Raw genomic sequence first — 26,520 nt, 5'->3', positions numbered from 1 at the left:
TGTAGGAGCGAGCGCCCGCTTGCGGCCTGCTCGCGATGGACGTTAACGATAACGCGTGCTGTCTGGATAAACGCGTTGCCCTTGCGTTCTTCGCGAGCAGGCCGCAAGCGGGTGCTCGCTCCTACAGGGGGGATTTGTATGGGTCAGAAGAGTTTCAGGGGCTCTTCGTTCAACGCCGATAATTGCTCACGCAACGCCAGCACCTGGTCGCCCCAGTAACGCTCGGTGCCGAACCAGGGGAAGCTGCGGGGGAATGCCGGGTCGTCCCAGCGACGGGCCAGCCAGGCGCTGTAGTGCATGAGGCGCAGGGCGCGCAGCGGCTCGATCAGCGCCAGTTCGCGCGGGTCGAAGTCGTGGAACTCGCGGTAGCCGTCCATCAGCTCCGACAATTGGCTGAGGCATTCCTGGCGATCGCCAGCAAGCATCATCCACAGGTCCTGCACCGCCGGGCCCATGCGACAGTCGTCGAGGTCGACGATATGGAACATCTCATCGCGGCACATCATGTTGCCGGGGTGGCAGTCGCCGTGCATGCGGATGTTCTTGTGCGGCGTGCTGGCGTACACCTCTTCCACGCGCTTGAGCAGATCGCGTGCCACTGACTCGTAGGCGGGCAGCAAGCTGCGCGGTACGAAATTGCCTTCGAGCAGGGTGTTCAGCGAGTCATGGCCGAAATTCTTCACTCCCAGTGCTTCGCGGTGTTCGAACGGGCGGGTCGAGCCCACCGCGTGCAAACGCCCGAGCAACTGGCCCAGGCGGTAGAGCTGGTCGAGATTGCCCGGCTCCGGGGCACGGCCGCCACGGCGCGGGAACAGGGTGAAGCGAAAACCGGCGTGTTCGAACAGGCTTTCGCCATTGTGAATCAGCGGCGCCACCACCGGCACTTCACACTCGGCCAGCTCGAAGGTGAAGCGGTGTTCTTCGAGAATGGCTTCGTTGGTCCAGCGCTGCGGGCGATAGAACTTGGCGATCAGGGGTTCGCTGTCGTCGATGCCGACCTGATACACGCGGTTTTCGTAGCTGTTGAGTGCCAGGACGCGGGCGTCGCTGAGAAAGCCGATGCTTTCAACGGCATCGAGCACCAGATCGGGGGTAAGTGTTTCAAACGGGTGAGACATGCTGACTCCTGCGCGCAGCAGGCTGCCGCGTCCGGCCAAGCATGGTAGCGCAGACGGACGCAGATAGGTGGGGGCTGTGCAGATGGCATCGCGAGCCGGCTCGCACAGTTGGCTGTGCAGGCGAGCCGGTTCGCGAAGGGCCGGGTCAGGCGCCGACGATCCCGCCGTCTTCCCGGCGGATGGCCATGACCGAGGAGCGCGGCTTGCCGTTGGGCAGGTGCTCGGGGAAGGTCGAACCGCCGTTCTCACCGGGGTGCTGAATGCCGACAAACAGGGTTTTCTGGTCGGGCGAGAAGCTGATGCCTGTGACCTCACAACCTACCGGGCCGACCATGAAGCGGCGGATTTCCCCGGTTTCAGGGTCGGCGCAGAGCATCTGGTTGTTGCCCATGCCGGCGAAGTCCCCGGCATTGCTGGAGTCGCCGTCGGTCAGGATCCACAGGCGACCGGCCTGGTCGAAGCCCAGGCCATCGGGGCTGTTGAACATGTTCTGCGGGGTGATGTTCGACGAGCCGGCCTTGGCCGTGCCAGCGTGTAGCGTCGGGTTGCCGGCAACCACGAACAGGTCCCAGGCGAACGCCGGCGAGGCATGGTCGTCGCCCTCGGTGCGCCAGCGCAGGATCTGCCCGTAGACGTTCTTCTCCCGCGGGTTCGGTCCGCCCGCTGGCTGCCCCTCTTCCCCACGCTTGACGTTGTTGGTGAGGGTGCAATAGACCTGGCCGTCGCTCGGACTGACGACAATCCACTCCGGGCGGTCCATGCGCGTTGCGCCGACCACGCTGGCCGCCAGGCGCGCGTGAATCAGCACCTCGGCCTGATCGGCAAAGCCGTTGCTGGCGTCGATGCCGTTCTTGCCGTGGCTCAGTTCGACCCACTGGCCCTGGCCCTTGGGGTGATCGGGGTTGCTGTCGCCGGCATCAAAACGGGCGACGTACAAGGTGCCATGGTCCAGCAGGTCGTGGTTGGCCTTGGGGTTCTGGTGGTCGATCTTGTCGCGGCTGATGAACTTGTAGATGAACTCGCCACGCTCGTCGTCGCCCATGTACACCACCGCACGCCCGTCATGGGTTTCGGCTAGGGCGGCGTTTTCGTGCTTGAAACGGCCCAGGGCGGTGCGCTTGACCGGGGTTGACTGCGGGTCGAACGGATCGATTTCCACCACCCAGCCGTGGCGATTGAGCTCGTTGGGGTTTTTCGCCAGGTCAAAACGCGGATCGTGGGGGTGCCAGTTGATCTCTTTGCTGGTCGCCACTACACCGTAGCGTTTTTGCGCGGCGTCGAACTTCTGATCGGCATTGCTGCTGCCAAAACAGTCGGTGAAGTTCTCTTCGCAGGTCAGGTAGGTGCCCCAGGGCGTCTTGCCGTTGGCGCAGTTCTGGAACGTGCCGAGCACATTCAGGCCTTTGGGATCGGCGCTGGTCTGCAACAAGGCGTGGCCGGCGGCCGGGCCACCGACACGAATCGGCGCGTTGCCGTGGATGCGGCGGTTGTAGCGCGAGCCCTGGACGAAGTGCCATTGGCCGTCCTGGCGCTGCACTTCAATGACCGATACGCCTTCGCAGGCCAGGGCCTTGTGCACTTCTTCGGCCGATTGCGGCATGCCGCCGTGGGGGTAGAGGTAGCGGTAGTTGGTGTATTCGTTGTTGATGGCCATCAATGCGCGGTTGTCGTCGTCCGGGAACGCGAACAGGCTCATGCCATCGTTGTTGTCGCCGAACTGGGCTTCCTGCTGCAGGGCGGTGCCGTTGCCACTGGGGTCAAAGGCCGGGCCGTCCTTGTGCAGGGGTTGGCCCCAACTGATCAATACCGAGGAGGTGTAGCCCGCCGGCAGGCTGATGGTGTCACTGGTGGCGGCGGCGATACTGGCAAAACCCAGCAATTTGCTGTTGGCGGCACTGACGCTGGCGGCCATCACGCTGCGGCTCAACAGGTTGCCGCCGAGGAACATCGCGGCACCGCACAGCGCACCGGCACTGATAAAACCGCGACGGCTGAGGCCGACGATTTGTTCGAGGTCGGTGGCTTGGTTTTCTTCTAATAGGCTCACATCAGGCTCCCTGCTGGTTTTGGCAGTCACCATAAGGGGCGTTGATGACACAAATATTGCAGAGCTCAGCGGTTCACAGCGGTGTGCCGAGCAACACGTTGGCAGGGGAGAATTGCACCCGCACCGGTTTGCCAATCAGCAGGGAGTTGCTCCGCAGGTGCAATGGCTCGGCCAGGGCGCACAAGGTCTGACCGTTGGGTAGGACGATTCGCACCTCACTGGGGCCGTCTTCGGCGTCGAGAATCTGCTCGATCGTACCGTTCAGGGAGTTATAGCCAGGCGTAGGCGCGTGTTCGCTCGCCAGCAACTCGAGCCAGCCGGCCTTGATCAGCGCGACCACTTCGGTGCCGGCTTGCAGGTCCAGATGCTGGGTGCTGTCGTGGGTGATTTGCGCGTGCAGGGTCAGGCCGCCCGCCAGGGTCAGGGCGATCAGGTCATTGCGCCCTTGGGCCTCGATACCGGCGACCGTGCCATGCAACTGGTTGCGGGCGCTGGTGCGCAGCATCAGGCGACCGAGCAGGTCGAGGTCGCTGGCATCTTCTGCCGCCTCCAGGACCTGCGCTTGCAAGGCCTGCAGGCGCAGGTAGAGGCGCAGCACGCGCTCGCCCTCGCTGGACAGTCGCGCGCCACCGCCGCCCTTGCCGCCGACACTGCGCTCCACCAGGGGCTTTTGTGCCAGGTTGTTGAGTTCATCGATGGCATCCCACGCCGCCTTGTAGCTGAGCCCGGCGCTTTTCGCGGCGCGGGTGATCGAACCCTGTTCGGCAATGTGCTGCAGCAGCGCAATGCGTTGCGGGCGACGGACAATGTGTTGAGACAACAAAGTAGGCAAGGACATGATCTGCGCTGCGAGTACGGGTGATGGACTCGGACGTTGGCGGCTCGGCGCGTCGGAGTCAAGTTGGCGCGCCGGGTTTTGCGGTGCGCGCCAGGCAATAGACATCGACGCGGCTGGCGCCCGCGTCGATCAACAGGCGCGCCAGGCTCTGGGCGGTGGCGCCGGTGGTCAGCACATCGTCGACCAAGGCCAGGTGCCGGCCTTTAATTGCTGCCTGCGGGGTCAGCGCGAAGGCGTTGCGCAGGTTCTGCTGGCGCGCCCTGGCGCTGAGGTCCTGCTGCGCGGTGGTGTCGTGGATGCGTTGGAGCAGGTGTTCCTCGCTGGGTACCTGCAAGTTGGCGCTAAGCCAGTTGGCCAGCATCGCCGCCTGATTAAAACCTCGCGCGCGAAGCCTTTGGCGTGCCAGCGGTACCGGCACCAGTGCGGCGGGGCGCGGTAAACCTTCATCGAAGCAATGTTGCACGAATTGTCCGAGAAGTTCGCCCAACAGGCGGCCATAGGGCCAGTTCGCCGAGTGCTTGAAACGGGTGATCAAGCTGTCGACCGGAAAGCTATAGGACCAGGGCGCGATCACCTGTGCGAAGGCCGGAGGGGCGCTCAGACACTGGCTGCAGACCTGGCCGCTGACGGCCAGGGGCAATGCGCAGACCGTGCAATGTTCGACCAGCCAGGGCAGTTCGGTTTCACAGGGTTGGCAAATGGGCTGCGGGGTGTCGGCTGGATCGTTGCAGAGCAAACATTGTTGTGTGTTTTTTAACCAGATGTAAACCGGCCATTCGTACTGTGGTTGACAGCGCATGAGTCTTCCTTAAATATGCTGAAACATCCGTGTTGTGCCTGTGGGAATTCGGTTTTTCCCGGGGTACGTGCCAAAGCATAAGAAAGGAAATGAGCCGATGAGCGCCAGCATCACCGCCAAATTGCGTCACGATTGGTCTTTGGCCGAAGTTAAAGCGCTGTTCGTTCAGCCTTTCAATGACCTGTTGTTCCAGGCGCAGACGGTGCACCGTGCGCATTTCGATGCCAACCGCGTCCAGGTCTCGACCCTGCTGTCGATCAAGACCGGCGCTTGCCCGGAAGATTGCAAATATTGTCCGCAGTCCGGTCACTACAACACCGGCCTGGAAAAAGAAAAGCTGATGCAAGTGCAGCAGGTCCTGGAAGAGGCCGCTCGTGCCAAGGCCATTGGTTCGACCCGTTTCTGCATGGGCGCGGCGTGGAAACACCCCTCGGCCAAAGACATGCCCTACGTGCTGGAGATGGTCAAAGGCGTCAAGGCCATGGGCCTGGAAACCTGCATGACCCTGGGCCGGCTCGACCAGGACCAGACCGCGGCCCTGGCGCAAGCGGGCCTGGACTACTACAACCACAACCTCGATACCTCGCCGGAGTTCTACACCAGCATCATCACCACCCGCACCTACAGCGAGCGTCTGCAGACCCTGGCCTATGTGCGTGATTCGGGGATGAAGATCTGCTCGGGCGGGATCCTGGGCATGGGCGAGTCGCTGGACGATCGCGCCAACCTGCTGATCCAGTTGGCCAACCTGCCGGAGCACCCGGAGTCGGTGCCGATCAACATGCTGGTGAAAGTGGCGGGCACACCGCTGGAGAACGCCGAAGACATCGACCCGTTCGACTTCATTCGCATGCTGGCCGTCGCGCGCATCCTGATGCCTCAATCCCATGTGCGCCTGTCGGCTGGCCGTGAGGCCATGAACGAGCAAATGCAGGCCCTGGCCTTCTTCGCCGGTGCCAACTCGATTTTCTACGGCGACAAATTGCTGACCACCGCCAACCCGCAGGCCGACAAGGACATGCAGCTGTTCGCGCGCCTGGGCATCTTGCCGGAGGCTCGCGAAGAGCACGCCGACGAGGTCCACCAGGCCGCCATCGAACAGGCGCTGGTAGAACAGAAAAGCAGCGAGCAGTTCTACAACGCGGCTGTTTAAGTCATATCTCTTGTCGAAGTGCGGTCCAGTGTGGGAGCTGGCTTGCCTGCGATAGCGGTCTGTCGGGCACATTGATGCTGAATGTGCCGCCGTCATCGCAGGCAAGCCAGCTCCCACAGGGTTGAGCGCTAATCGAGGTCTGCATGTCTTTCGATCTCGCCGCGCGTCTTGCGGCCCGTCGTGCCGAACACCTGTACCGTCAACGTCCACTGCTGCAGAGCCCGCAGGGCCCACAAGTGGTGGTCGATGGACAGCCGTTGCTGGCGTTCTGCAACAACGATTACCTGGGCCTGGCCAATCATCCCCAAGTGATTGAAGCCTGGCGCGCGGGCGCGGCACGCTGGGGTGTGGGCGGTGGCGCTTCACACCTGGTGATCGGCCACAGCACGCCGCACCACGAACTGGAAGAGGCCCTAGCCGACCTGACCGGTCGCCCGCGGGCGCTGCTGTTCACCACCGGTTACATGGCCAACCTCGGAGCGGTAACCGCGCTGGTCGGGCAGGGCGATACAGTGCTCGAAGATCGGCTCAATCACGCGTCGTTGCTGGATGCGGGGCTGTTGTCGGGCGCGCGTTTCAATCGCTACCTGCACAACGACTCCGTAAGCCTGTCCAGGCGCCTGGAGAAGGCCACCGGCAATACCCTGGTGGTCACCGATGGCGTGTTCAGCATGGACGGCGACATTGCCGACTTGCCTGCCCTGGCTCGGGAAACCAAAGCCAGGGGCGCCTGGCTGATGGTCGATGACGCCCACGGTTTTGGTCCGCTGGGTGCCACTGGCGGTGGAGTGGTCGAGCATTTCGGCCTGAGCCAGGAGGATGTGCCGGTATTGGTCGGCACCCTCGGCAAGGCCTTCGGTACGGCCGGTGCGTTTGTGGCTGGCAGTGAAGAGTTGATCGAAAGCCTGATCCAATTCGCTCGCCCGTACATCTACACCACCAGCCAACCGCCGGCCCTGGCCTGCGCGACCCTCAAGAGCCTGGAGTTGTTGCGCAGCGAGCATTGGCGACGTGAGCATCTGCAGGTGCTGATCCGTCAGTTCCGCCAGGGTGCCGAACAGATTGGCCTGGAACTGATGGACAGCGCCACGCCGATTCAGCCGATCATGATCGGCGATGCCGGGCGAGCGCTGCGGTTCTCGCAGATGCTGCGTGAGCGCGGGTTGATGGTCACGGCGATTCGCCCACCCACCGTGCCGGCCGGCAGCGCCCGTTTGCGCGTGACCCTGACCGCCGCCCACAGCGAGGCACAGGTGCAGCTATTGTTAGAAGGGCTGGCCGATTGTGTACAGCATCTGGGAGCGGCGGCGAACCATGCGTGATCGACTGATTCTGTTGCCGGGCTGGGGCCTGGGTATTTCTCCACTGGAGCCGTTGGCGGCCGCGTTGCAAGGTCTCGACGAACACCTGCGGGTGGAGATCGAACCCTTGCCGGAGCTGGACTCCAGCGACCTTGATGAATGGCTCGAAGAACTCGACGCCAGTGTGCCGCAAGACGCCTGGCTGGGCGGTTGGTCACTGGGCGGGATGCTCGCCGCAGAACTGGCCGCCCGCCGTGGCGAGCGCTGCTGTGGCTTGCTGACGCTGGCGAGCAATCCATCGTTTGTCGCCCATGCCGAGTGGTCCAGCGCCATGCCGGCGCAGACGTTCGACGGGTTCCTGGCCGGTTGCAACGCCGACCCGCGCACCACCCTCAAACGCTTCAGCCTGCTCTGCGCCCAGGGCGCCGAAGACTCGCGCGGCCTGTCGCGGCTGTTGTTGGGCGGAGCCCCCCATACGGCGCCAGCGGTGCTGATGAGTGGCCTGGAACTGCTGGCCCAACTGGACACCCGCAAGGCCTTGCAGGCTTTCCGCGGGCCGCAGTTGCATCTGTTTGCCGGCCTCGATGGCTTGGTGCCGGCCGAGGCTGCGGGCGAGCTGTTGAGCCTGTTGCCCGATGTTGAAATTGGTCTGATTGAACAGGCCAGTCATGCGTTTCTTCTGGAAGACCCCCACGGTGTGGCGGGGGCGATCCAGGCCTTTTTGCACGAGTGCGGTGATGACTGATTTGTCTCTTCCCAACCTGCCCGGCGGTTTGCCCGACAAGCGCCAGGTCGCGGCGTCCTTTTCCCGGGCGGCGGCCAGTTACGACAGCGTGGCCGAGTTGCAGCGCGACGTGGGTAGTGAGTTGTTACGTCGGTTACCGGAAGATTTTGTCCCTGCTGTTTGGCTAGACATGGGCTGCGGCACCGGGTATTTCAGCCGAGCGTTGCAAGAGCGGTTTCCTGCGAGCGCCGGAGTGGCACTGGACATTGCTGAAGGCATGCTCAAGCACGCCAGGCCCTTGGGCGGGGCGCAGCATTTCATTGCCGGGGACGCGGAACGCCTGCCCCTGCAGGACGCCAGTTGCGAACTGGTGTTTTCCAGCCTGGCGGTGCAGTGGTGCGCCGATTTTGCCACGGTGCTCAGTGAAGCCTATCGGGTGCTCAAGCCGGGAGGAGTGTTGGCCTTTGCCAGCCTGTGCGTCGGCACGTTGTATGAACTGCGCGACAGTTGGCGGCAGGTCGACGGCCAGGTGCACGTCAATCGGTTCCGTGAGTTCAGCCGCTATCAGCAGTTATGTGCGGCCAGCGGTTTGAACGTGCTGGACCTGCAGCAGTGTGCCCATGTGCTGCATTATCCGGACGTGCGCAGCTTGACCCATGAACTTAAAGCGCTGGGCGCGCATAATCTGAATCCGGGTCGGCCAGGTGGGCTGACAGGTCGGGCGCGCATCAGTGGTTTGATCGCCGCCTATGAGCAGTTCCGTCAGGCGCAAGGGCTGCCAGCCACGTATCAGGTGGTCTATGCCGTATTGGAGAAACCTCGATGAGCGCAGCGTATTTCATCACGGGCACCGATACCGATGTCGGCAAGACCACGGTGGCCGCCGGCCTGTTGCACGCCGCACGCTTGGCAGGGTTGAGCACCGCGGCCGGCAAGCCAGTGGCTTCCGGTTGCGACGTGACGCCCAAGGGCCTGCGCAATGCCGATGCACTGGCGTTGCTGGCACAGTGTTCGTTGCCGCTGACCTACACCGAGGTGAATCCGCAGGCGTTCGAGCCGGCCATCGCCCCCCATCTGGCGGCACGCGAGGCCGGTGTTGCGCTGACGGTCCAGTCGCTGGTGGCGCCGATGCGCCATATCCTCGATAAGCAGGCGGACTTCACCTTGATCGAGGGCGCCGGTGGCTGGCGTGTGCCGCTGGCCGACCAAGACAACCTGTCGGACCTGGCGATGGCGCTCGGTCTGCCGGTGATCCTGGTGGTCGGGGTGCGCCTGGGGTGCATCAATCACGCCTTGCTGACCGCCGAAGCGATTGCCCGCGACGGACTGCAACTGGCCGGGTGGGTGGCCAATATCATCGAACCCAAGACCTCACGCCTGGAAGAAAACCTCGCAACCCTGGCCGAGCGACTGCCCGCGCCTTGCCTGGGACGGGTGCCGAAACTCAAGGTGGTCACCGCCGAAGCGGTGGCCGAACACCTGCAACTGGATCTGCTCGACTAACGCCCACTCCTTCCGTGGTCGACAGCGTGATGGATACGCTGTCGGGCCGGGCTATTGCTGCTCCTTCAACTAATCTTTGTGACACACGGTGATGCTTTGTGCATCGGCCGTGCGCTTTGTTGTGTGCGTAATTCAGGAGGCCGTTGACGAACGGCGAAGGATCGACGCTTGACAAGATTTCAGCGTAAACGTATGTTTCAAACAACTGTTTGACCGTCACAACAAATCATCGCGGTCGTTCATTCCCGGTTACATCAGCAGAGGTTTATCGCTATGCCTGACTACAAGGCCCCCTTGCGTGATATTCGCTTCGTTCGTGACGAACTGCTCGGCTACGAAGCGCACTATCAGAGCCTTCCGGCTTGCCAGGACGCTACCCCGGACATGGTTAACGCCATTCTCGAGGAAGGCGCCAAGTTTTGTGAGCAGGTGCTGGCTCCGCTGAACCGCGTGGGTGACACCGAAGGCTGCACCTGGAGCGAGTCGGGCGTTAAGACGCCAACTGGTTTCAAGGAAGCCTACAAACAATTCGTTGAAGGCGGCTGGCCGAGCCTGGCGCACGACATCGAGCACGGCGGCCAAGGCCTGCCGGAGTCCCTGGGCCTGGCAGTCAGCGAAATGGTTGGCGAGTCCAACTGGTCGTGGGGCATGTACCCTGGCCTGTCGCACGGCGCGATGAACACCATCTCCGAGCACGGCACGCCAGAGCAGCAAGAGGCTTACCTGACCAAGCTGGTTTCCGGCGAATGGACCGGCACCATGTGCCTGACCGAACCGCACTGCGGCACCGACCTGGGCATGCTGCGCACCAAGGCCGAGCCACAGGCCGATGGTTCGTACAAGGTTTCCGGGACCAAGATTTTCATCTCGGCCGGTGAACACGACATGGCCGATAACATCGTCCACATCGTACTGGCCCGCCTACCGGACGCTCCGGCTGGCACCAAAGGCATTTCCCTGTTCATCGTTCCAAAGTTCATGCCCAACGCCGATGGCAGCATCGGTGCGCGCAACGCCGTGACCTGTGGTTCCCTGGAACACAAGATGGGTATCCACGGCAACGCCACCTGCGTGATGAACTTCGACGAGGCCACCGGTTTCCTGATCGGCCCGGCGAACAAAGGCCTGAACTGCATGTTCACCTTCATGAACACCGCACGCCTGGGTACCGCCCTGCAAGGCCTGGCCCACGCCGAAATCGGCTTCCAGGGTGGCCTGAAATACGCTCGCGATCGCCTGCAGATGCGCTCCCTGACCGGGCCGAAAGCCCCGGAAAAAGCCGCTGACCCGATCATCGTGCACCCGGATGTTCGTCGCATGCTGTTGACCATGAAGGCATTCGCCGAAGGCAACCGTGCAATGGTTTACTTCACCGCCAAGCAGGTCGACATCGTCAAGTACGGCGTAGATGAAGAAGAGAAGAAGAAAGCCGACGCACTGCTGGCCTTCATGACGCCAATCGCCAAAGCCTTCATGACCGAAGTCGGTTTTGAATCGGCCAACCACGGCGTGCAGATCTATGGCGGCCACGGCTTCATCGCCGAGTGGGGCATGGAGCAGAACGTTCGCGACAGCCGTATTTCCATGCTGTACGAAGGCACTACCGGCATCCAGGCTCTCGACCTGCTGGGTCGTAAAGTGCTGATGACCCAAGGCGAGGCTCTGAAAGGCTTCACCAAGATCGTGCACAAGTTCTGCCAGACCAACGAAGGCAACGAAGCGGTCCAGGAATTCGTGGCACCGCTGGCAGCACTGAACAAAGAGTGGGGCGAATTGACCATGAAGGTCGGCATGGCCGCGATGAAAGACCGCGAAGAAGTGGGCGCGGCTTCCGTGGATTACCTGATGTACTCCGGCTACGTCTGCCTGGCCTACTTCTGGGCTGACATGGCGCGCCTGGCAGCCGAAAAACTGGCTGCCGGCACGACCGAAGAGGCGTTCTACACCGCCAAGTTGCAGACTGCGCGATTCTACTTCCAGCGTATCCTGCCGCGTACCCGCACTCACGTTGTAACCATGCTGTCGGGCGCCAACAACCTGATGGACATGAAAGAAGAAGACTTCGCACTGGGCTACTGAGCCTAAGGCAGGTCCTTCAACAAACCGCTGCACCTTCGGGTGCAGCGGTTTTTTTATTCCCGAAATAAAGCGATACAAACTCCCGGCTGAAACACCCAACCGTGCGCTATGGCGGCCGTTAAAGAACCGTAGACAGTACATTTCATGCACTGTCGTGCCAGCATGAAGGCATAATGCCATCAATCAATTTGCCGGGCCGGAGCTTTACCCTTGTCGCGTTCCTCTGCTGTACGTTTGAGTCACTTCCTGCCTTCGCTGCTGCTGTTGCTCGCAGGCCTCGCAGTGGCTTACGTCAGGGAACTCAACGTGTTTTTCACCTCGTTGTTCAACGTCCTGCCGACCCTGGTGTTGCTGCTCGGCGGCGCGTACTGCGCGGTTTACCGACGCCAACGTGAACTGTTCCTGATGGTCACGGTGTACATCGCCTACTTTCTGCTCGACACCCAAACCGACTATTACCGTGACTTTGGCGGGGTACGCGAAGACGCCGCGGTGATCTTCCATCTCTGCTGCCTGCTGCTGCCCGTGTTGTACGGGACATTCGCGGCGTGGCAGGAGCGGACCCATCTGTTTCAGGACCTGGTCGCGCGGTTCGCGGTACTGCTGGCCGTGGGCAGTGTGGCCCTGGCCCTGGAGCAAAGTTATCCCCAGGCCGTGCAGGCCTGGCTGGCGGAAATCCGTTGGCCGGCGCTGCATGGGGCCTGGATGAGCCTGATCCAGCTGGCGTACCCGCTGTTCCTCGCGGCCTTTGGGTTATTGGCCTACCAATATTGGCGCCATCCCCGACCTTTGCACGCGGCACAACTGGTGGGCCTGCTCGGTTTGTTCTGGATGCTGCCCAAGACCTTCATCCTGCCGTTTACCCTGAACATCATGTGCAGCCAGGTGATGTTGATGATCGCCGCTGCGGTGGCACACGAGGCCTACCAGATGGCGTTTCGCGATGAGCTGACCGGTTTGCCCGGGCGGCGGGCGCTGAACGAGCGCTTGCAACGGCTGGGCCGCAATTACGTGCTGGCCATGAGCGACGTCGATCACTTCAAGAAATTCAACGACACCCACGGTCATGATGTCGGCGACCAGGTGCTGCGCCTGGTGGCCAGTAAGTTGTCGAAGATCGGTGGCGGTGGCCGTGCCTATCGTTATGGCGGCGAAGAGTTTGCCCTGGTATTCGCGGCCAAGAGCCTTGAAGAGTGTTTGCCGTACTTGGAGGAGATCCGCGAAGCGATTGCCAGCTACAACATTCAGCTGCGCAATCAAGACAGCCGGCCCCTGGACGATCAACAAGGTCGGCAGCGCCGCTCCGGGGCCAGTGCTTGCAGCGTGGCGGTCACGGTGAGCATCGGGGTTGCCGAGCGCCTGGCGCAGCGTACGCCGGAAGAGGTGTTGAAAAGCGCCGACCAGGCACTCTACAGCGCCAAGGGGGCCGGGCGAAATTGTGTGATGGCGTTTGGGCAGAACCGCCGTGGCGCGGTGCGCATGGACGGGGCAACGGATTGAGTGATGATGGCGCATTCAGCGCCTGCACTGTGATTGTTCGGGGGGGCGTGCGGCAGTAGGTTGCAGGGATCTGCTGACGGAGCAATGACCATGCCTGAGTACAAAGCCCCCCTGCGCGACATGCGCTTTCTGATCGACCACGTGTTTGACTTCCATGCCAACTACGCCGCGCTCGGGGCTACCGATGCCAGCCCGGACATGGTCAATGCAATCCTCGAAGAGGGCGCCCGCTTCTGCGAAAACGTCCTGGCCCCGCTGAACCGCTCCGGTGACGAAGAAGGCTGCCATTTCGACAATGGCGTGGTCACCACCCCCAAGGGCTTCAAGCAGGCGTTCGCCCAGTATGTCGAAGGTGGCTGGCATGGGCTGGCGGCGGACCCAGCGTATGGTGGACAAGGGTTGCCGAGTTCACTGGGGCTGGTGATCAGCGAGATGGTCGGTTCCAGCAACACCTCCTGGGGCATGTACCCGGGCCTGACCCACGGTGCGATGTCGGCCATTCACGCCCACGGCACCGAGCAGCAGAAACAGGCTTACCTGGGCAAACTCACGGCCGGCCAGTGGACCGGCACCATGTGCCTGACCGAGGCCCATTGCGGCACTGACCTGGGGATCATCAAGACCCGCGCGGTGCCCCAAGCCGACGGCAGCTACGCGGTCACCGGCAGCAAGATCTTCATCTCCGCCGGTGAGCACGACCTGAGTGACAACATCATTCACCTCGTTCTGGCCAAGCTGCCGGATGCGCCGGCCGGGACCAAAGGTATCTCACTGTTCATCGTGCCCAAGTTCCTGCCCGACAGCCAAGGCGAGGCGGGCGAGCGCAACGGGGTTACCTGTGGTTCGATCGAGCACAAGATGGGCATCAAGGCCTCGGCCACGTGCGTGCTGAACTTCGACGGCGCCACGGGTTACCTGATCGGCGAGGCGAACAAAGGCCTGAACTGCATGTTCACCATGATGAACCACGCTCGGCTCGGCACCGGGATGCAGGGCTTGTGCCTGGGCGAGGCGAGTTTCCAGGGTGCGATCAAGTACGCCAACGAGCGCCTGCAGATGCGCGCGCTGACCGGGCCCAAGGCCCCGGAACAAGCCGCCGACCCGATCATCGTCCACCCCGATGTGCGGCGCATGCTGCTGACCATGAAAGCCTTCAACGAAGGCAACCGGGCGCTGACCTACTTCACCGCCCAATTGCTCGATGCCGCGCACCTGTCCAGCGACGCCGAGCAACGCCAGGACGCCGAGAACCTGTTGGCGTTCCTGACGCCGATCTGCAAGGCGTTCATGACCGAAACCGGCCTGGAGGTGACCAACCACGGGATGCAGGTGTTTGGTGGCCACGGCTATATCCGCGAGTGGGGCATGGAGCAGTTGGTGCGTGACTGCCGCATTGCGCCGATCTACGAGGGTACCAACGGCATCCAGGCGCTGGACCTGCTGGGGCGCAAGGTACTGGGCAGCCAGGGCCAGTTGCTGCGCGGTTTTACCAAAATCGTCCACAAGTTCTGTGCCGCCAACGCCGGGCATCCACAGTTCAAGACGTATGTCGCGCAGCTCGACGGGCTCAATCAGCAGTGGGGTGAACTGACCACCCAGGTCGGGATGGCGGCGCTGAAGAACCCTGATGAAGTGGGGGCCGCGGCGCTGGATTACCTGATGTACAGCGGTTACATCATCCACGCCTACCTGTGGCTGCGCATGGCGCTGGTGGCTCAGGCGCAGTTGGAGGCGGGCAGTGGTGATGCCGACTACTGTGAGGGCAAATTGGCCACCTGCGAGTTTTACTTCAAGCGTCTGCTGCCGCGCACGGCGGCCCATCGGGCGGCGGTGCAGGCAGGCAGTGATTGCCTGATGAAGCTGCCAGCAGGGCTGTTTGCGCTTTGATGGTGGTGGTTTAAGCACATCGCGGGCAAGCCCTGCAGCGCCGGGAAGGCGGTGCAAGGCTTGCCCGTGATGGTTTTTAGTGACTAAAAATTACAAATAAGTCACGAGTCGACCCTATGTGTCGCAAAAGTTGTTCGGGTACACTCCCGGCACTTGTTGTATCCCGATCCCCACGAATCACCTTTCACGTATTACGAGGTTTGCCATGGCTGACTACAAAGCGCCCCTGCGCGATATGCGCTTCGTCCTCAATGAAGTTTTCGAGGTGGCCAAGCTCTGGGCAGAACTTCCTGCTTTGGCCGACACCGTGGATGCCGAGACCGTCGAGGCGATCCTAGAGGAAGCTGGCAAAGTCACCAGCAAAAGCATTGCGCCACTGAGCCGGGCCGCCGACGAAGAAGGTTGCCACTGGAGTGACGGTGCCGTGACCACCCCGGCAGGTTTCCCACAGGCCTATCAGACCTACGCTGAAGGGGGCTGGGTCGGGGTCGGTGGCGATCCGGCGTTCGGCGGCATGGGCATGCCCAAGACCGTTTCGGCCCAGGTCGAGGAGATGGTCAACTCCGCCAGCCTGGCGTTCGGCCTGTACCCGATGCTCACCGCCGGTGCCTGCCTGTCGATCAACGCTCATGCCAGCGAAGAACTGAAGGCCACGTACCTGCCGAACATGTACGCGGGGGTCTGGGCCGGTTCCATGTGCCTGACCGAACCCCATGCCGGGACTGACCTGGGGATCATCCGCACCAAGGCCGAGCCTCAGGCCGATGGTTCCTACAAAGTCAGTGGGACCAAGATCTTCATCACCGGCGGCGAACACGACCTGACCGAGAACATCATTCACCTGGTGCTGGCGAAGCTGCCGGACGCCCCGGCAGGTCCGAAAGGCATTTCGCTGTTCCTGGTGCCGAAATTCATGGTCAACGCCGACGGCAGCCTGGGCGCACGTAACCCGGCCAACTGTGGTTCGATCGAACACAAGATGGGTATCCAGGCATCCTCAACCTGCGTGATGAACTTCGACGAAGCCGTGGGTTACCTGGTCGGTGAGCCGAACAAAGGCCTGGCGGCGATGTTCACCATGATGAACTACGAGCGTCTGGGCGTCGGTATCCAGGGGCTGGCCACCGGCGAGCGCTCTTACCAGAACGCGGTTGAATACGCCCGTGACCGCCTGCAAAGCCGTGCGCCAACTGGCGCGCAGAACAAGGACAAGGTTGCCGACCCGATCATCGTTCACCCTGATGTGCGACGCATGCTGCTGACCATGAAGGCGTCGAACGAAGGTGGCCGTGCCTTCTCCACCTATGTGGCCATGCAACTGGACACCGCCAAGTTCAGCGAAGACCCAACCACCCGCAAACGTGCCGAAGACCTGGTGGCGTTGCTGACCCCAGTCGCCAAGGCGTTCCTCACCGACCTGGGCCTGGAAACCACGATTCACGGCCAGCAAGTGTTCGGCGGTCATGGCTACATTCGCGAATGGGGCCAGGAGCAACTGGTACGCGACGTGCGCATTACCCAGATCTACGAGGGCACTAACGGCATTCAGGCGCTGGACCTGGTCGGGCGCAAAATCGTCGGCAGTGGCGGGGCGCTCTACAACCTGTTCGCTGATGAGATTCGTCATTTCACCGCGACCGCCGGTGCCGAGCTGGGTGAATTTACCCGGCCGTTGAACCGTGCAGTGGAGACGCTGGACGAACTGACCGCCTGGCTGCTGGACCGGGTGCAAGGTAATCCGAACGAAATCGGCGCGGCCTCGGTCGAATACTTGCAGGTGTTTGGCTATGTGTCCTACGCCTACATGTGGGCCCTGATGGCCAAGGCTGCCATCGGCAAGGAAACACAGGATGAGTTCTACGCCAGCAAGCTGGGCACTGCACGCTTCTACTTCGCCCGTTTACTGCCGCGGATTCACTCGCTCAGCGCTTCGGTCAAAGCCGGCAGCGAGTCGTTGTTCCTGTTGGATGCCGCGCAGTTCTGAGGAATGTAACCTCATGTAAGCATTTGCTTACATGACGTGCTGCTGTTCTCCCCTGTTCGCAGATTGGATCCACAGCTAATCTACTCATATGGACGTCGCGCAGGAAGCGCAAAGCAACAACACGGACACGTAGGATTCTGCCAGGACGGCGGAGTGAAATGGATGTCAGGGAAACAGTCTGCAAAGCCCCGCTTCGGCGGGGTTTTCTTTTGCCTGCGATTTATGTTTTGCCCATCAACCCTGGACATCCAGAACAGTCGGGCTCGCCAGGCGCCCGTCCGGGCCATCCATCACATCCTCCAGCAGGTTGCGCAACAATTCCAGGGTGGCCTGCTGACGCTGCACATCCCGACAGACCAGCCCCACCTTCAGCGGCACCCGCGGTTCACTCAACGGTTTCCACAACAACGCCTTGTTGCCATGCTCGCGCTGTGAGCGTCCGGGCAAAACAGTCGCCAGCCGGGTGTGGGGCAAACTGTCGAGGATCCCCGCCATGTTGTTCAGCTCGGCCTGCACTTGCGGACGGCGGCCGAGGCTGGCCAGTTGTCCCTGCCAGATCTGGCGGATCTGAAACTCCTCGCCCAGCAGCAACATCGGCAATTCGGCGGCCTGGCTCATGGAGACTTTCTTGAATTCACGCAGTGGGTGGTCGACGGGGATGACCAGGGTCAGTTCGTCTTCGTACAGCAGCACGCCATGCAGCCCCGGCTGGCGCGGCGGCAGGTAGCTGATGCCGATGTCCAGCGAGCCGTTAAGCAGGCGGCGTTCGATTTCCAGCCCCGTGAGCTCGTAGATCTGCACCACCAAATGGGGCTGGGCCGTGCGCACCCGCTCAAGCATTTTTGGCACCAGGCTGGTGTGCACGGTTTGCAGGACCCCGATGGCCAAGGTGCGCGAGGCTTGGCCCTTGAAGTTGCCCAAGGCTTCGCGCGCCCGTTGCATGCCATCGAGCAAGGGCAGGGCGTGGTTGTACAGGGTATGCGCGGCCAGTGTGGGCAGCAGCCGTTTGCTGCTGCGCTCGAACAGGCTCACATCGAGGTTCTGTTCCAGTTGCCGGATCTGTTGCGAGAGCGCCGGCTGGGAGATCGACAGACGTTCGGCGGCCCGGCCGACATGGCCTTCTTCGTACACCGCGACGAAATAACGCAGTTGCTTAAAATCCATAAGTAATTCTTATCGAAAAAGCTGGGAAATCGAAATGGCTCAGCGCCCTGCAGAAGCCTAGTCTAACCGCATTCACAAGGCTTATAGGGCCAGAGAGCGCGATGAATACCGTTTACGTTGATGGTGTTTACATAGGCAAGGCAAAAAACCTGGGGCAGGGCTTGGTCAGCGATACCGACAAAGAGCGGATTGCCAATCGACTCTGGTTGTGGCCGCAGGGCCTGGGCAGTGACGAGCACGGCGATCCGCGCTTTCACACCGGTCCCGAGCGGGCCCTGCATCACTACCCGGCCGAGCACTACGCGTACTGGCGCAAACGTTATCCACAGATTGACTGGCAGGCGCCGGCCTTCGGCGAGAACCTCTCGACCCACGGCCTCAGTGAAGAGCAAGTGTGCCTGGGCGATCTGTTTCGCTGGGGTGGCGCGCTGTTGCAGGTCAGCCAACCGCGTTCGCCGTGCTATCGCCTGAGCCGTCGCTGGGGTGTGCCGATCCTGCCCCAGCTCGCCCAGGACACCGGACGCTGCGGCTGGTTCTACCGCGTGCTCAAGCCCGGGTTTGTCAGCGCCGAGCAACCGTTCGAACTGATCCAGCGCAGTTACCCCGGCCTGACCGTGGCCTGGGCGTTGCGCAGTTTTTATCGCGAACCGCTGGAACATACTGGTTTGAAAAAGCTGATTGATTGCCCGGCGCTGTCTTCGCGCTGGCGCGATATTGCCATCAAGCGCCTGCGCAGCGGGCGGGTCGAGGATTGGACGGCGCGTCTGCTGGGCTTGCCGCTGGAGGGCTTGCGCGCATGAACCTGTTCAACCTGCGTCGCCCGCAGCCGAGCCTGGATGACCTGGCGGCCGAGGGTTTGTTACCTGCAAGGAGCGCTAACCTGTCCAGTGAGTGCCTGATGCCGAGTGTTGAGCGAGCCCCGCAGATTTTCGTCCGTGGCCAGGGTTCCTGGCTGTGGGACAGCGCCGATCGCGCCTACCTGGACTTTACCCAGGGCGCCGGTGCCAACAGCCTCGGCCATAGCCCCACGGCACTGGTCAAGGTGCTGACGGCCCAGGCGCAGGCGCTGATCAATCCTGGCTCGGGATTGCTCAATCGCGGCCAGTTGAACCTGGCCGAGCGGCTGTGCAACAGCACTGGCAGCGACCAGGTGTACCTGCTCAATACCGGCAGTGAGGCGTGCGAAGCGGCGATCAAGCTGGCGCGCAAATGGGGCCAACTGCATCGCGGCGGTGCTGCGCGAATCATTACCGCCAGCGGTAGTTGCCATGGTCATGGCTTTGCTGCGTTGTCTGCCTCGGACTGCCAGGACAATCGCTTCGAGCCCCGGCTCCCGGGCTTCGACCGTGTTCCGTTCAACGACCTGCCGGCGCTGCACGCGGCGGTGGACGCGCAAACCGTGGCGATCATGCTGGAGCCGATCCAGGCTGCGGCGGGTGTACTGCCTGCGACCGAGCATTACCTCAAGGGCGTCGAGCGCTTGTGCCGTGAGTTGGGGATTCTGCTGATCCTCGACGAAGTGCAAACCGGCATGGGCCGTTGCGGTCGACTGCTGGCTGAACAGCTGTATGGCGTGCGGGCCGACATTGTTGTGTTGGGCAAGGGCCTCGGTGGCGGAGTGCCGGTGGCGGCCTTGCTGGCCCGGGGCAGCGCCTGCTGTTTTGAACCGGGCGAATTGGACGGCACCCATCACGGCAATGCCCTGATGGCATCGGCTGGCCTGGCAGTGCTCGATAGCGTGCTCGATCACGGTTTTCTCGAACATGTACGCGACAGCGCTCAACACCTGCACGAAGGCTTGGCGCGCCTGGCCAATCGCTACGGGCACGGCGAGTTGTGCGGTCACGGCCTGCTCTGGGGGCTCAGGCTCAGCGATGACTCGGCCGACGCCGTGGTCAAGGCCGCGATGTACGAAGGCCTGCTGATCAGCGCCCCACAAGCCGACTGCCTGCGCTTCACCCCGGCGCTGACCGTCAGCCAGGCCAACATTGACGAAATGCTCCTGCGCCTGGCGCGCGCCTTTGCCCGGGTGCGCACCGCCCAATTGCAATGTCGCAAAGGCATCGCGGTCTGACGTGATCGCAACACCTGAATTCCCGAACCGTCTCGCGGTATAACGCATCGCCCCATGCCTGATCCTTTTGGCATGGGGCGTTTTTTTTGTCCCGACGATTTTCAGGAGCCTATTCAGGGCTTGAGCGGTAACCGCAACAATGGCTTTTTATGGAGTCGGCAAGGATTGCCGATACCGGTGCGCAGAAATGACGACGGTCGGATTGGCTATCCATACCACTAGGTGGTATTTTTTAGGGAAGGGATGTCCATGAGTATCAGACTGTTCAAGACCAAGCGTTTTGCCCTCCAGGCTGCCAAAGCCTGGATTGGGGACGATGAGTTGAGGTCGGCATTCGCCGAGTTGTTAAAAGGACAAGCGGACAGCCTGGGAGGCGGCGTTTGGAAAAAACGCCGGAACCAAAACCGACACCGTTCGATCATCCTGGCCAAGGGCGGCCGTTACTGGATATGAAGGAATTTGTGGAGATGCACCATGAGCAATAAATTCAAAAGTGAAGCCCTTGAGTCGGCTCACGATTCGGCTGCTGCCTTGCTGTCGATCGGGGCCATCAGCAAGACCACCATGCGCCAATTCGACGAGACGTGCCTGGCCCACGTACCCCAGGCGATTGCGGCGCAGGAGATCAAGCAACTGCGTGAGCGCAACAACGTCAGCCAGCCGGTGTTTGCCCGTTACTTGAACACCAGCGCCTCCACGGTCAAGCAGTGGGAAGCCGGCGACAAACAACCCAGTGGCATGGCCCTCAAACTGCTCAGCATCGTGCAAAAGCATGGGTTGGAGATTCTGGCCTGACTAGGCCGCAATAGTGGCACCTGGCCGGAAGGTTACGGAACCCTGGCCAACGCCGCGGGTCGATTAGGTGTGTGGCTGATCACAGCCCACCTTACTCAGGAGCTGCCCTATGGATTTCATTCGCATCATCATCGCCATTCTGTTGCCGCCACTGGGCGTATTCCTGCAAGTGGGGTTCGGCGGCGCGTTCTGGCTGAATATCCTGCTGACCTTGTGTGGCTATATTCCGGGCATCGTTCACGCGGTGTACATCATCGCCAAGCGTTAAGCCTGTGGATCGCAGCGTTGAACCGCGCTGCGATCAGCCCTGGGCTGGCTTCATCACCTCGCGATAAAACAACCATTCCTGCTCCAGCGCATGGGCCTGATTGCTGGCCTTGCGAAAGCCGTGGCGTTCGTCCGGGTAGTAATGGGCCTGCGCCGCGATGCCGTTGTCTTGCAGGGCCTTGAGCATGTCGCGGGTCTGCTGCGGGACAACGACGGCGTCGAGTTCGCCTTGAAAAAAGATCACCGGCACCTGGATATTCTGTGCGTGTTGCATCGGGGTGCGAGCGGCGTAGCGCTCGGCGTCGGCGATGGGATCGCCGATCAGCCAATCCAGATAATCACCCTCGAACTTATGGGTAGCACGGCCCAGGGCGACAGGGTCGCTGACCCCGTACAGGCTGGCACCCGCGCGGAACACCTGGTGAAACGCCAGGGCACACAGGGTGGTGTAGCCGCCGGCACTGCCGCCGCGAATGAACGCGTGCTCGCCATCGATCAAGCCTTGTGCGGCGAGGTACGTCACCACCGCGCAGGCATCTTCGACATCCACCTCGCCCCAGCGCAGATGCAGGGCCTGCCGGTACGCTCGGCCGTAGCCGCTGCTGCCGCGGTAATTGAGGTCGGCCACGGCGAAGCCGCGCTGGGCCCAATACTGGATGCGTGGATCGAGCATCGGATAGCAGGCCGAGGTCGGCCCGCCATGGATGAATACCAGCAACGGCGGCTTTTCCACATTGCCGATGGCTGGGTAGAAGAACCCATGGGCCTCGCCCTTGCCGCTGGGGTAGCGCAAGGTCTGGGGTTGGCTGATCTGCTCGGCGGGTAACAGCGCGACGCCGCCAGCCAGGACCTGCACCTGGTGGCTGTGGCGGTCGATGGCGATGACGGCAGAGGGACTGACCGGTGAGGCGGCAATGCAGTAGATGAACTGCTGATCCAGCGCCAGGTTGCGAAAGCGGCTGTAGTCGCCGGTGTAGTCCTCGACCTGCTGGCCTGAGCACAGGCCCAGGCGGCCAAACCCGGCAACTGTCCAACTGGCCAGGTAGCGCTGCTCGTCCAGTGGCAGCCAGGTGCAACCCCCCAATTGCCAGGGCGCCGGACCGTGGTCGGCCACGGCACTGGGGAGCGGTTGCCAGCCTGATTCGCTGTCGACCCACGGCTGCCAGAATCCATCTCGGTCACTCAGGCAATACAAGCGCCCGCTTTCATCGAAGCGCGGTTGTTGCAGCGATTCTTCGACGTCTGCGCCGGCCACGCAACGGGGTGGGGCCAGACTGCCGTCGGGATTCAATTGGGCGAGCATCAGGCGCGTGGCGGTCCAGGGCTGATGGGGGCGGCTCCACTCGATCCATGCCAGTTGTCGGGCGTCGGGGCTCAAGGTCGGCGCGGCGTAAAAGTCCGCACCTTCCACCAGCAGCTGGCGTTGACCGTCGGCAGCGATGGCCACCAGGCGGTGCTGGTCGGCCAGTTCTTCGACGGCCAACACCTGGCCGTTGGCCCACTGCAAATCACCGTATCGGCACTCGCCCGCGGTCAATGCCTGGGGTGGTGCGCCCGTCAGGGTTTGGCGGTAAAGCTGCTGGTCGGCCTCGTTGACGAAGAACAGCGCGTCATCGCCCAGGCAAAATGCACCGCCGCCGTATTCGTAGACTCGGCTGCGCACGCTGAAACCGGGTGGAGTCAGGCAATGGGCGTGCTGCTCGCGCCAGTGCCAGATCCGGCAGGCGCCATCCTGGGGGCGATATTCATTCCAGAACAGGCCCTGGGCGCCCACCTGCAGGTCCGCGAAGTCGACCCCCGCGGACACGGCTTTGAGGGCGCTCAAGGCTTCAGCCTTTAACGATGAGGCGTGAGTTTCGTTCATTGCGAAAGGCCAACTGTTCGATGGTCTGGGTGGCGTGCTCGGCTTCTTCGCGCGCCTTGAGGATCATGCCGTGATGCTCGGATTTACTGCACACCGGGTCAGCGTTGCTGGCGTCGCCGGTGAGCATGAAGGCTTGGCAGCGACAACCGCCGAAGTCCTTTTCTTTCTCGTCACACGAGCGGCACGGCTCGGGCATCCAGTCATAACCGCGAAAGCGGTTGAAGCCGAACGAGTCGTACCAGATGTGCTGCATGCTGTGCTCGCGCACGTTGGGAAACTGTACCGGCATCTGTCGGGCACCGTGACAGGGCAGCGCGGTGCCGTCGGGGGTGACGGTCAGGAAAATGCTGCCCCAGCCATTCATGCAGGCTTTCGGGCGTTCTTCGTAGTAGTCCGGGGTGACGAAGATCAGCTTGCACGGATGCCCTTGGGCTTGCAGTTTGGCGCGATATTCGTTGGTGATGCGTTCGGCGCGCACCAGTTGTTCCTGGGTCGGCAGCAGGCCGACCCGATTGAGCTGGGCCCAGCCGTAGAACTGGCAGGTGGCGAGCTCGACGAAGTCGGCTTCCAGGGCGATGCACAGCTCGATGATGCGGTCGATCTTGTCGATGTTGTGCCGATGGGTGACGAAGTTCAGCACCATCGGGTAGCCATGGGCTTTCACCGCCCGGGCCATCTCCAGTTTCTGCGCGAAGGCTTTTTTCGAGCCGGCCAACAGGTTGTTCACCTGCTCATCGCTGGCCTGGAAGCTGATCTGGATATGGTCCAGGCCAGCCTTTTTGAAGTCGCTGATTTTCTGTTCGGTGAGGCCGATGCCCGAGGTGATCAGGTTGGTGTAGAACCCCAGCTTGCGCGCCTCGCCGATCAATTCGGCAAGGTCCTGGCGCACCAGCGGTTCGCCACCCGAGAAGCCCAGTTGCGCGGCACCCATTTCCCGCGCCTCGCGGAACACTTTCAGCCACTGTTCGGTGCTCAGTTCCTGGCCTTGTGCGGCGAAGTCCAGCGGGTTCGAACAGTAGGGGCACTGCAGCGGGCAACGGTAAGTCAGCTCGGCGAGCAGCCACAGCGGCAGGCCGACTTCCGGCTTGGCCGGCAGGGCCGCAGGATCAGCCGAGTTCGATCCAGTGCTGTGCACGGGCGACCTCCATGAATTGCTCGATATCCTCGCCAAGCTCAGGCACGCCGGGGAATCGGCTGTCCAGTTCGGCGATGATCGCGGCGACGTCACGCTGGCCATCGATCAGGCCGCCAATCAGCGCGGCGCTTTCGTTGAGCTTGATCATGCCTTCGGGGTACAGCAGCACATGGCCTTTTTGCGCCGGCTCGTACTGGAAGCGGTAACCGGGACGCCAGGTGGGGGTCCTGCTGCGGTCGAAACTCATAAGGCGATTCCTCGGTGCCAGACCCGTTGCTCGGTCACGCTGTGGTAAGGCGGGCGGTTCAGTTCATAGGCCATGCTCATGGCATCGAGCATGCTCCAAAGTATGTCCAGTTTGAACTGGAGAATTTCCAGCATGCGCTGCTGGCCAGCATAGGTGGTGTAGTGCTGCAGGGTGATCGCCAGCCCGTGCTCGACATCACGCCGCGCCTGACCCAGGCGCGTGCGGAAGTATTGGTAACCGGCCGGGTCGATCCAGGGGTAGTGCTGTGGCCAACTGTCCAGGCGCGACTGGTGGATCTGCGGGGCGAACAGTTCGGTCAGCGAACTGCTGGCGGCTTCCTGCCAACTGGCGCGGCGGGCGAAGTTGACGTAGGCGTCGACGGCAAACCGCACGCCCGGCAACACCAGTTCCTGGGAGCGCAGTTGCTCGGGGTCCAGGCCCACGGCCTGGCCGAGGCGCAACCAGGCTTCGATGCCGCCGTCTTCACCGGGCGCACCGTCGTGGTCGAGCAGGCGCTGAATCCATTCGCGACGGATCTCGCGGTCCGGGCAATTGGCCAGGATCGCCGCGTCCTTCAGGGGGATGTTCACCTGATAGTAGAAGCGGTTGGCGACCCAGCCCTGGATCTGTTCGCGGCTGGCCCGGCCTTCGTACATCGCCACGTGGTACGGGTGATGGATGTGGTAGTAGGCGCCCTTGGCCCGCAGCGCGGCTTCGAACTCGGCGGGGGACAGCGGTGTGTCGGTCATTGCGGTTCTCCGGTGTACATCCGGTGGATGCTTTGGTGCTTGTTCGGACGCCATCGCGAGCAAGCTCGCTCCCACAGGTTTTGTATGCGCCACAGATCCCATGTGGGAGCGAGCTTGCTCGCGATGAGGCCATCCGCTACAGCACAATACTCATGCCGTCATACGCCACTTCAACATTGCGCCGCACCAGCTCGGCACGCTCGGCCGAGTCTTCATCGAGGATCGGATTGGTGTTGTTGATGTGGATCAGCACCTTGCGTTGCTTGGGCAGTTGCTCCAGCACTTCGAGCATACCCCCCGGGCCGTTCTGGGCCAGGTGGCCCATTTCCCGACCGGTGCGGGTGCCGACGCCGCGGCGCTGCATTTCGTCGTCGTCCCACAGCGTGCCGTCCACCAGCAGGCAGTCGCTACCGGCCATGATCTCCAGCAACGGCGCGTCGACCTTGCCCAGCCCCGGGGCGTAGAACAGTTTGCCACCGGTGCGCAGGTCTTCGACGATCAGGCCGATGTTGTCACCCGGGTGCGGGTCGAAGCGATGCGGCGAGTAGGGCGGTGCGGCGCTGCGCAGGGGCAGGGGGCTGAAACGCAGGTTGGGGCAGGCCGGGATGCTGAAACTCTGGTCGAGCTCGATGCGGTTCCAGTCAAGGCCGCCATTCCAGTGGCTGAGCATGGTGAACAGCGGGAAGCCGCTGCTCAGGTCTTCGTGGACCATGTCGGTGCACCAGACCTGGTGCGGGCAACCTTCACGCAGGCTCAACAGGCCGGTGGTGTGGTCGATCTGGCTGTCCATCAGGATGATTGCCTGCACCCCCGTATCGCGCAGGGCGCGACCAGGCTGCATCGGCGCAAAACCCTGGAGTTGCGCGCGGATGTCCGGCGATGCGTTGCACAGCACCCAGTTCACGCCGTCATCGGAGATCGCGATCGACGATTGGGTACGCGCGTGGGCCCGCAGACTGCCGTCACGAAACCCGGCGCAGTTCACGCAGTTACAGTTCCACTGCGGAAATCCACCGCCGGCGGCGGAACCTAGAATCTGGACAAACATGGCTGCTCCATCACATCAACGCTGAAAATGAAAACGCCCCGGGCTGGCCGAGGCGTTGTACCGCGTGTTCCGCCCGCAGGCAAAATCAACGGCTGGCGAAGTACATGGTGACTTCAAAGCCGATACGCAGGTCGGTGTAGGCAGGTTTGGACCAGGTCATAAAGATGCTCCTTCAAATGGATGGAATGAGTGAACCCTATACATATAGTTCATCTCCAGCCGGAGATGTTCAGATGCTTAGGTG

24 protein-coding genes and 1 pseudogene are annotated in these 26,520 nt (G+C 62.3%); 14 read left to right on the top strand and 11 right to left on the bottom strand.

The window, feature by feature from the left end:
* Positions 1 to 143: 143 nt before the first annotated feature.
* The 4 genes from PspS04_RS25165 to PspS04_RS25150 all read right to left on the bottom strand — a co-directional run bounded on the left by PspS04_RS25165 (position 144) and on the right by PspS04_RS25150 (position 4,802).
* Positions 144 to 1,118 (bottom strand): serine/threonine protein kinase, encoded by a 975-nt coding sequence (locus PspS04_RS25165; RefSeq protein WP_159998273.1) that lies wholly within the window; start codon positions 1,116 to 1,118, stop codon positions 144 to 146.
* Between the two features lie 145 nt (positions 1,119 to 1,263).
* Positions 1,264 to 3,165: a PhoX family protein gene (locus PspS04_RS25160; RefSeq protein WP_159998271.1), complete on the bottom strand. Its 1,902-nt coding sequence runs from the start codon at positions 3,163 to 3,165 to the stop codon at positions 1,264 to 1,266.
* Positions 3,166 to 3,238: 73 nt separating this feature from the next.
* On the bottom strand, positions 3,239 to 4,003 hold the full coding sequence (locus PspS04_RS25155; protein WP_159998269.1) for a TOBE domain-containing protein: 765 nt from the start codon (positions 4,001 to 4,003) through the stop codon (positions 3,239 to 3,241).
* Between the two features lie 58 nt (positions 4,004 to 4,061).
* Positions 4,062 to 4,802, bottom strand: coding sequence for a ComF family protein (locus PspS04_RS25150; RefSeq protein ID WP_159998267.1), 741 nt, complete (start codon positions 4,800 to 4,802; stop codon positions 4,062 to 4,064).
* 97 nt (positions 4,803 to 4,899) lie between these two features.
* Between PspS04_RS25150 and bioB the strand changes: the two genes are divergently transcribed.
* The 9 genes from bioB (at position 4,900) to PspS04_RS25105 (ending at position 16,933) form a co-directional block, all read left to right on the top strand.
* Complete coding sequence (gene bioB / locus PspS04_RS25145) at positions 4,900 to 5,955, top strand: biotin synthase BioB (RefSeq protein WP_095164297.1); 1,056 nt, start codon at positions 4,900 to 4,902, stop codon at positions 5,953 to 5,955.
* A gap of 143 nt (positions 5,956 to 6,098) precedes the next feature.
* A complete protein-coding gene (bioF, locus tag PspS04_RS25140) occupies positions 6,099 to 7,277 on the top strand; it encodes an 8-amino-7-oxononanoate synthase (protein ID WP_159998265.1) in 1,179 nt (392 codons plus the stop codon).
* A complete protein-coding gene (locus PspS04_RS25135) occupies positions 7,270 to 8,001 on the top strand; it encodes an alpha/beta fold hydrolase (RefSeq protein WP_095164293.1) in 732 nt (243 codons plus the stop codon). The genes bioF and PspS04_RS25135 overlap by 8 nt, the downstream gene beginning before the upstream one ends.
* The gene (gene bioC / locus PspS04_RS25130; protein WP_159998263.1) at positions 7,994 to 8,806 is read left to right on the top strand and encodes a malonyl-ACP O-methyltransferase BioC; all 813 of its coding nucleotides are present in this window, start codon (positions 7,994 to 7,996) and stop codon (positions 8,804 to 8,806) included. The genes PspS04_RS25135 and bioC overlap by 8 nt, the downstream gene beginning before the upstream one ends.
* On the top strand, positions 8,803 to 9,483 hold the full coding sequence (bioD, locus tag PspS04_RS25125) for a dethiobiotin synthase (RefSeq protein ID WP_159998261.1): 681 nt from the start codon (positions 8,803 to 8,805) through the stop codon (positions 9,481 to 9,483). Before bioC ends, bioD begins: the two co-directional genes overlap by 4 nt.
* A 273-nt stretch (positions 9,484 to 9,756) precedes the next feature.
* Positions 9,757 to 11,562 carry a phenylacyl-CoA dehydrogenase gene (locus PspS04_RS25120; RefSeq protein ID WP_095164286.1) on the top strand — a complete coding sequence of 602 codons (1,806 nt, stop codon included), beginning with the start codon at positions 9,757 to 9,759 and terminating at the stop codon, positions 11,560 to 11,562.
* A gap of 210 nt (positions 11,563 to 11,772) precedes the next feature.
* Entirely contained in the window at positions 11,773 to 13,062 is a 1,290-nt protein-coding gene (locus PspS04_RS25115; RefSeq protein WP_159998259.1) for a GGDEF domain-containing protein, read from the top strand.
* 90 nt (positions 13,063 to 13,152) lie between these two features.
* Positions 13,153 to 14,949 carry an acyl-CoA dehydrogenase C-terminal domain-containing protein gene (locus PspS04_RS25110; RefSeq protein ID WP_159998257.1) on the top strand — a complete coding sequence of 599 codons (1,797 nt, stop codon included), beginning with the start codon at positions 13,153 to 13,155 and terminating at the stop codon, positions 14,947 to 14,949.
* 205 nt (positions 14,950 to 15,154) lie between these two features.
* Entirely contained in the window at positions 15,155 to 16,933 is a 1,779-nt protein-coding gene (locus tag PspS04_RS25105) for an acyl-CoA dehydrogenase C-terminal domain-containing protein (protein WP_159998255.1), read from the top strand.
* A 234-nt stretch (positions 16,934 to 17,167) separates the two neighbouring features.
* Here PspS04_RS25105 and PspS04_RS25100 read toward each other — a convergent pair whose 3' ends face one another.
* Positions 17,168 to 18,097 carry a LysR family transcriptional regulator gene (locus PspS04_RS25100; protein ID WP_159998253.1) on the bottom strand — a complete coding sequence of 310 codons (930 nt, stop codon included), beginning with the start codon at positions 18,095 to 18,097 and terminating at the stop codon, positions 17,168 to 17,170.
* A 101-nt stretch (positions 18,098 to 18,198) separates the two neighbouring features.
* Between PspS04_RS25100 and PspS04_RS25095 the strand changes: the two genes are divergently transcribed.
* The 5 genes and pseudogenes from PspS04_RS25095 (at position 18,199) to PspS04_RS25075 (ending at position 21,234) form a co-directional block, all read left to right on the top strand.
* A complete protein-coding gene (locus PspS04_RS25095; protein WP_159998251.1) occupies positions 18,199 to 18,897 on the top strand; it encodes an MOSC domain-containing protein in 699 nt (232 codons plus the stop codon).
* Entirely contained in the window at positions 18,894 to 20,171 is a 1,278-nt protein-coding gene (locus PspS04_RS25090; protein ID WP_159998249.1) for an aspartate aminotransferase family protein, read from the top strand. The genes PspS04_RS25095 and PspS04_RS25090 overlap by 4 nt, the downstream gene beginning before the upstream one ends.
* A 249-nt stretch (positions 20,172 to 20,420) precedes the next feature.
* Positions 20,421 to 20,621 (top strand): annotated as a pseudogene (locus PspS04_RS25085) (type II toxin-antitoxin system RelE/ParE family toxin); the annotation flags it as partial.
* Between the two features lie 24 nt (positions 20,622 to 20,645).
* The gene (locus PspS04_RS25080; RefSeq protein ID WP_159998245.1) at positions 20,646 to 20,966 is read left to right on the top strand and encodes a helix-turn-helix domain-containing protein; all 321 of its coding nucleotides are present in this window, start codon (positions 20,646 to 20,648) and stop codon (positions 20,964 to 20,966) included.
* A 109-nt stretch (positions 20,967 to 21,075) separates the two neighbouring features.
* Positions 21,076 to 21,234, top strand: coding sequence for a YqaE/Pmp3 family membrane protein (locus tag PspS04_RS25075; RefSeq protein WP_003228885.1), 159 nt, complete (start codon positions 21,076 to 21,078; stop codon positions 21,232 to 21,234).
* A 33-nt stretch (positions 21,235 to 21,267) separates the two neighbouring features.
* Here the strand turns inward: PspS04_RS25075 and PspS04_RS25070 are convergent, their stop codons facing one another.
* From PspS04_RS25070 to pqqA, 6 genes are all read right to left on the bottom strand, one after another.
* Positions 21,268 to 23,097 (bottom strand): S9 family peptidase, encoded by a 1,830-nt coding sequence (locus tag PspS04_RS25070; protein WP_159998243.1) that lies wholly within the window; start codon positions 23,095 to 23,097, stop codon positions 21,268 to 21,270.
* On the bottom strand, positions 23,063 to 24,232 hold the full coding sequence (pqqE, locus tag PspS04_RS25065; protein WP_159998241.1) for a pyrroloquinoline quinone biosynthesis protein PqqE: 1,170 nt from the start codon (positions 24,230 to 24,232) through the stop codon (positions 23,063 to 23,065). The genes PspS04_RS25070 and pqqE overlap by 35 nt, the downstream gene beginning before the upstream one ends.
* A complete protein-coding gene (gene pqqD, locus PspS04_RS25060) occupies positions 24,204 to 24,479 on the bottom strand; it encodes a pyrroloquinoline quinone biosynthesis peptide chaperone PqqD (RefSeq protein ID WP_095164265.1) in 276 nt (91 codons plus the stop codon). The genes pqqE and pqqD overlap by 29 nt, the downstream gene beginning before the upstream one ends.
* Positions 24,476 to 25,228: a pyrroloquinoline-quinone synthase PqqC gene (gene pqqC / locus PspS04_RS25055; RefSeq protein WP_095164263.1), complete on the bottom strand. Its 753-nt coding sequence runs from the start codon at positions 25,226 to 25,228 to the stop codon at positions 24,476 to 24,478. Before pqqC ends, pqqD begins: the two co-directional genes overlap by 4 nt.
* A gap of 136 nt (positions 25,229 to 25,364) precedes the next feature.
* Positions 25,365 to 26,276 (bottom strand): pyrroloquinoline quinone biosynthesis protein PqqB, encoded by a 912-nt coding sequence (pqqB, locus tag PspS04_RS25050; protein ID WP_095170617.1) that lies wholly within the window; start codon positions 26,274 to 26,276, stop codon positions 25,365 to 25,367.
* 85 nt (positions 26,277 to 26,361) lie between these two features.
* The gene (gene pqqA, locus PspS04_RS25045) at positions 26,362 to 26,436 is read right to left on the bottom strand and encodes a pyrroloquinoline quinone precursor peptide PqqA (protein ID WP_003194766.1); all 75 of its coding nucleotides are present in this window, start codon (positions 26,434 to 26,436) and stop codon (positions 26,362 to 26,364) included.
* Between the last annotated feature and the right edge of the window lie 84 nt (positions 26,437 to 26,520).

It is taken from the genome of Pseudomonas sp. S04 (assembly GCF_009834545.1).
Taxonomy (GTDB): Bacteria; Pseudomonadota; Gammaproteobacteria; order Pseudomonadales; family Pseudomonadaceae; genus Aquipseudomonas.
Note: the sequence above shows the minus strand (reverse complement) of the source record. Positions and strands in the feature narration are given on the sequence as shown.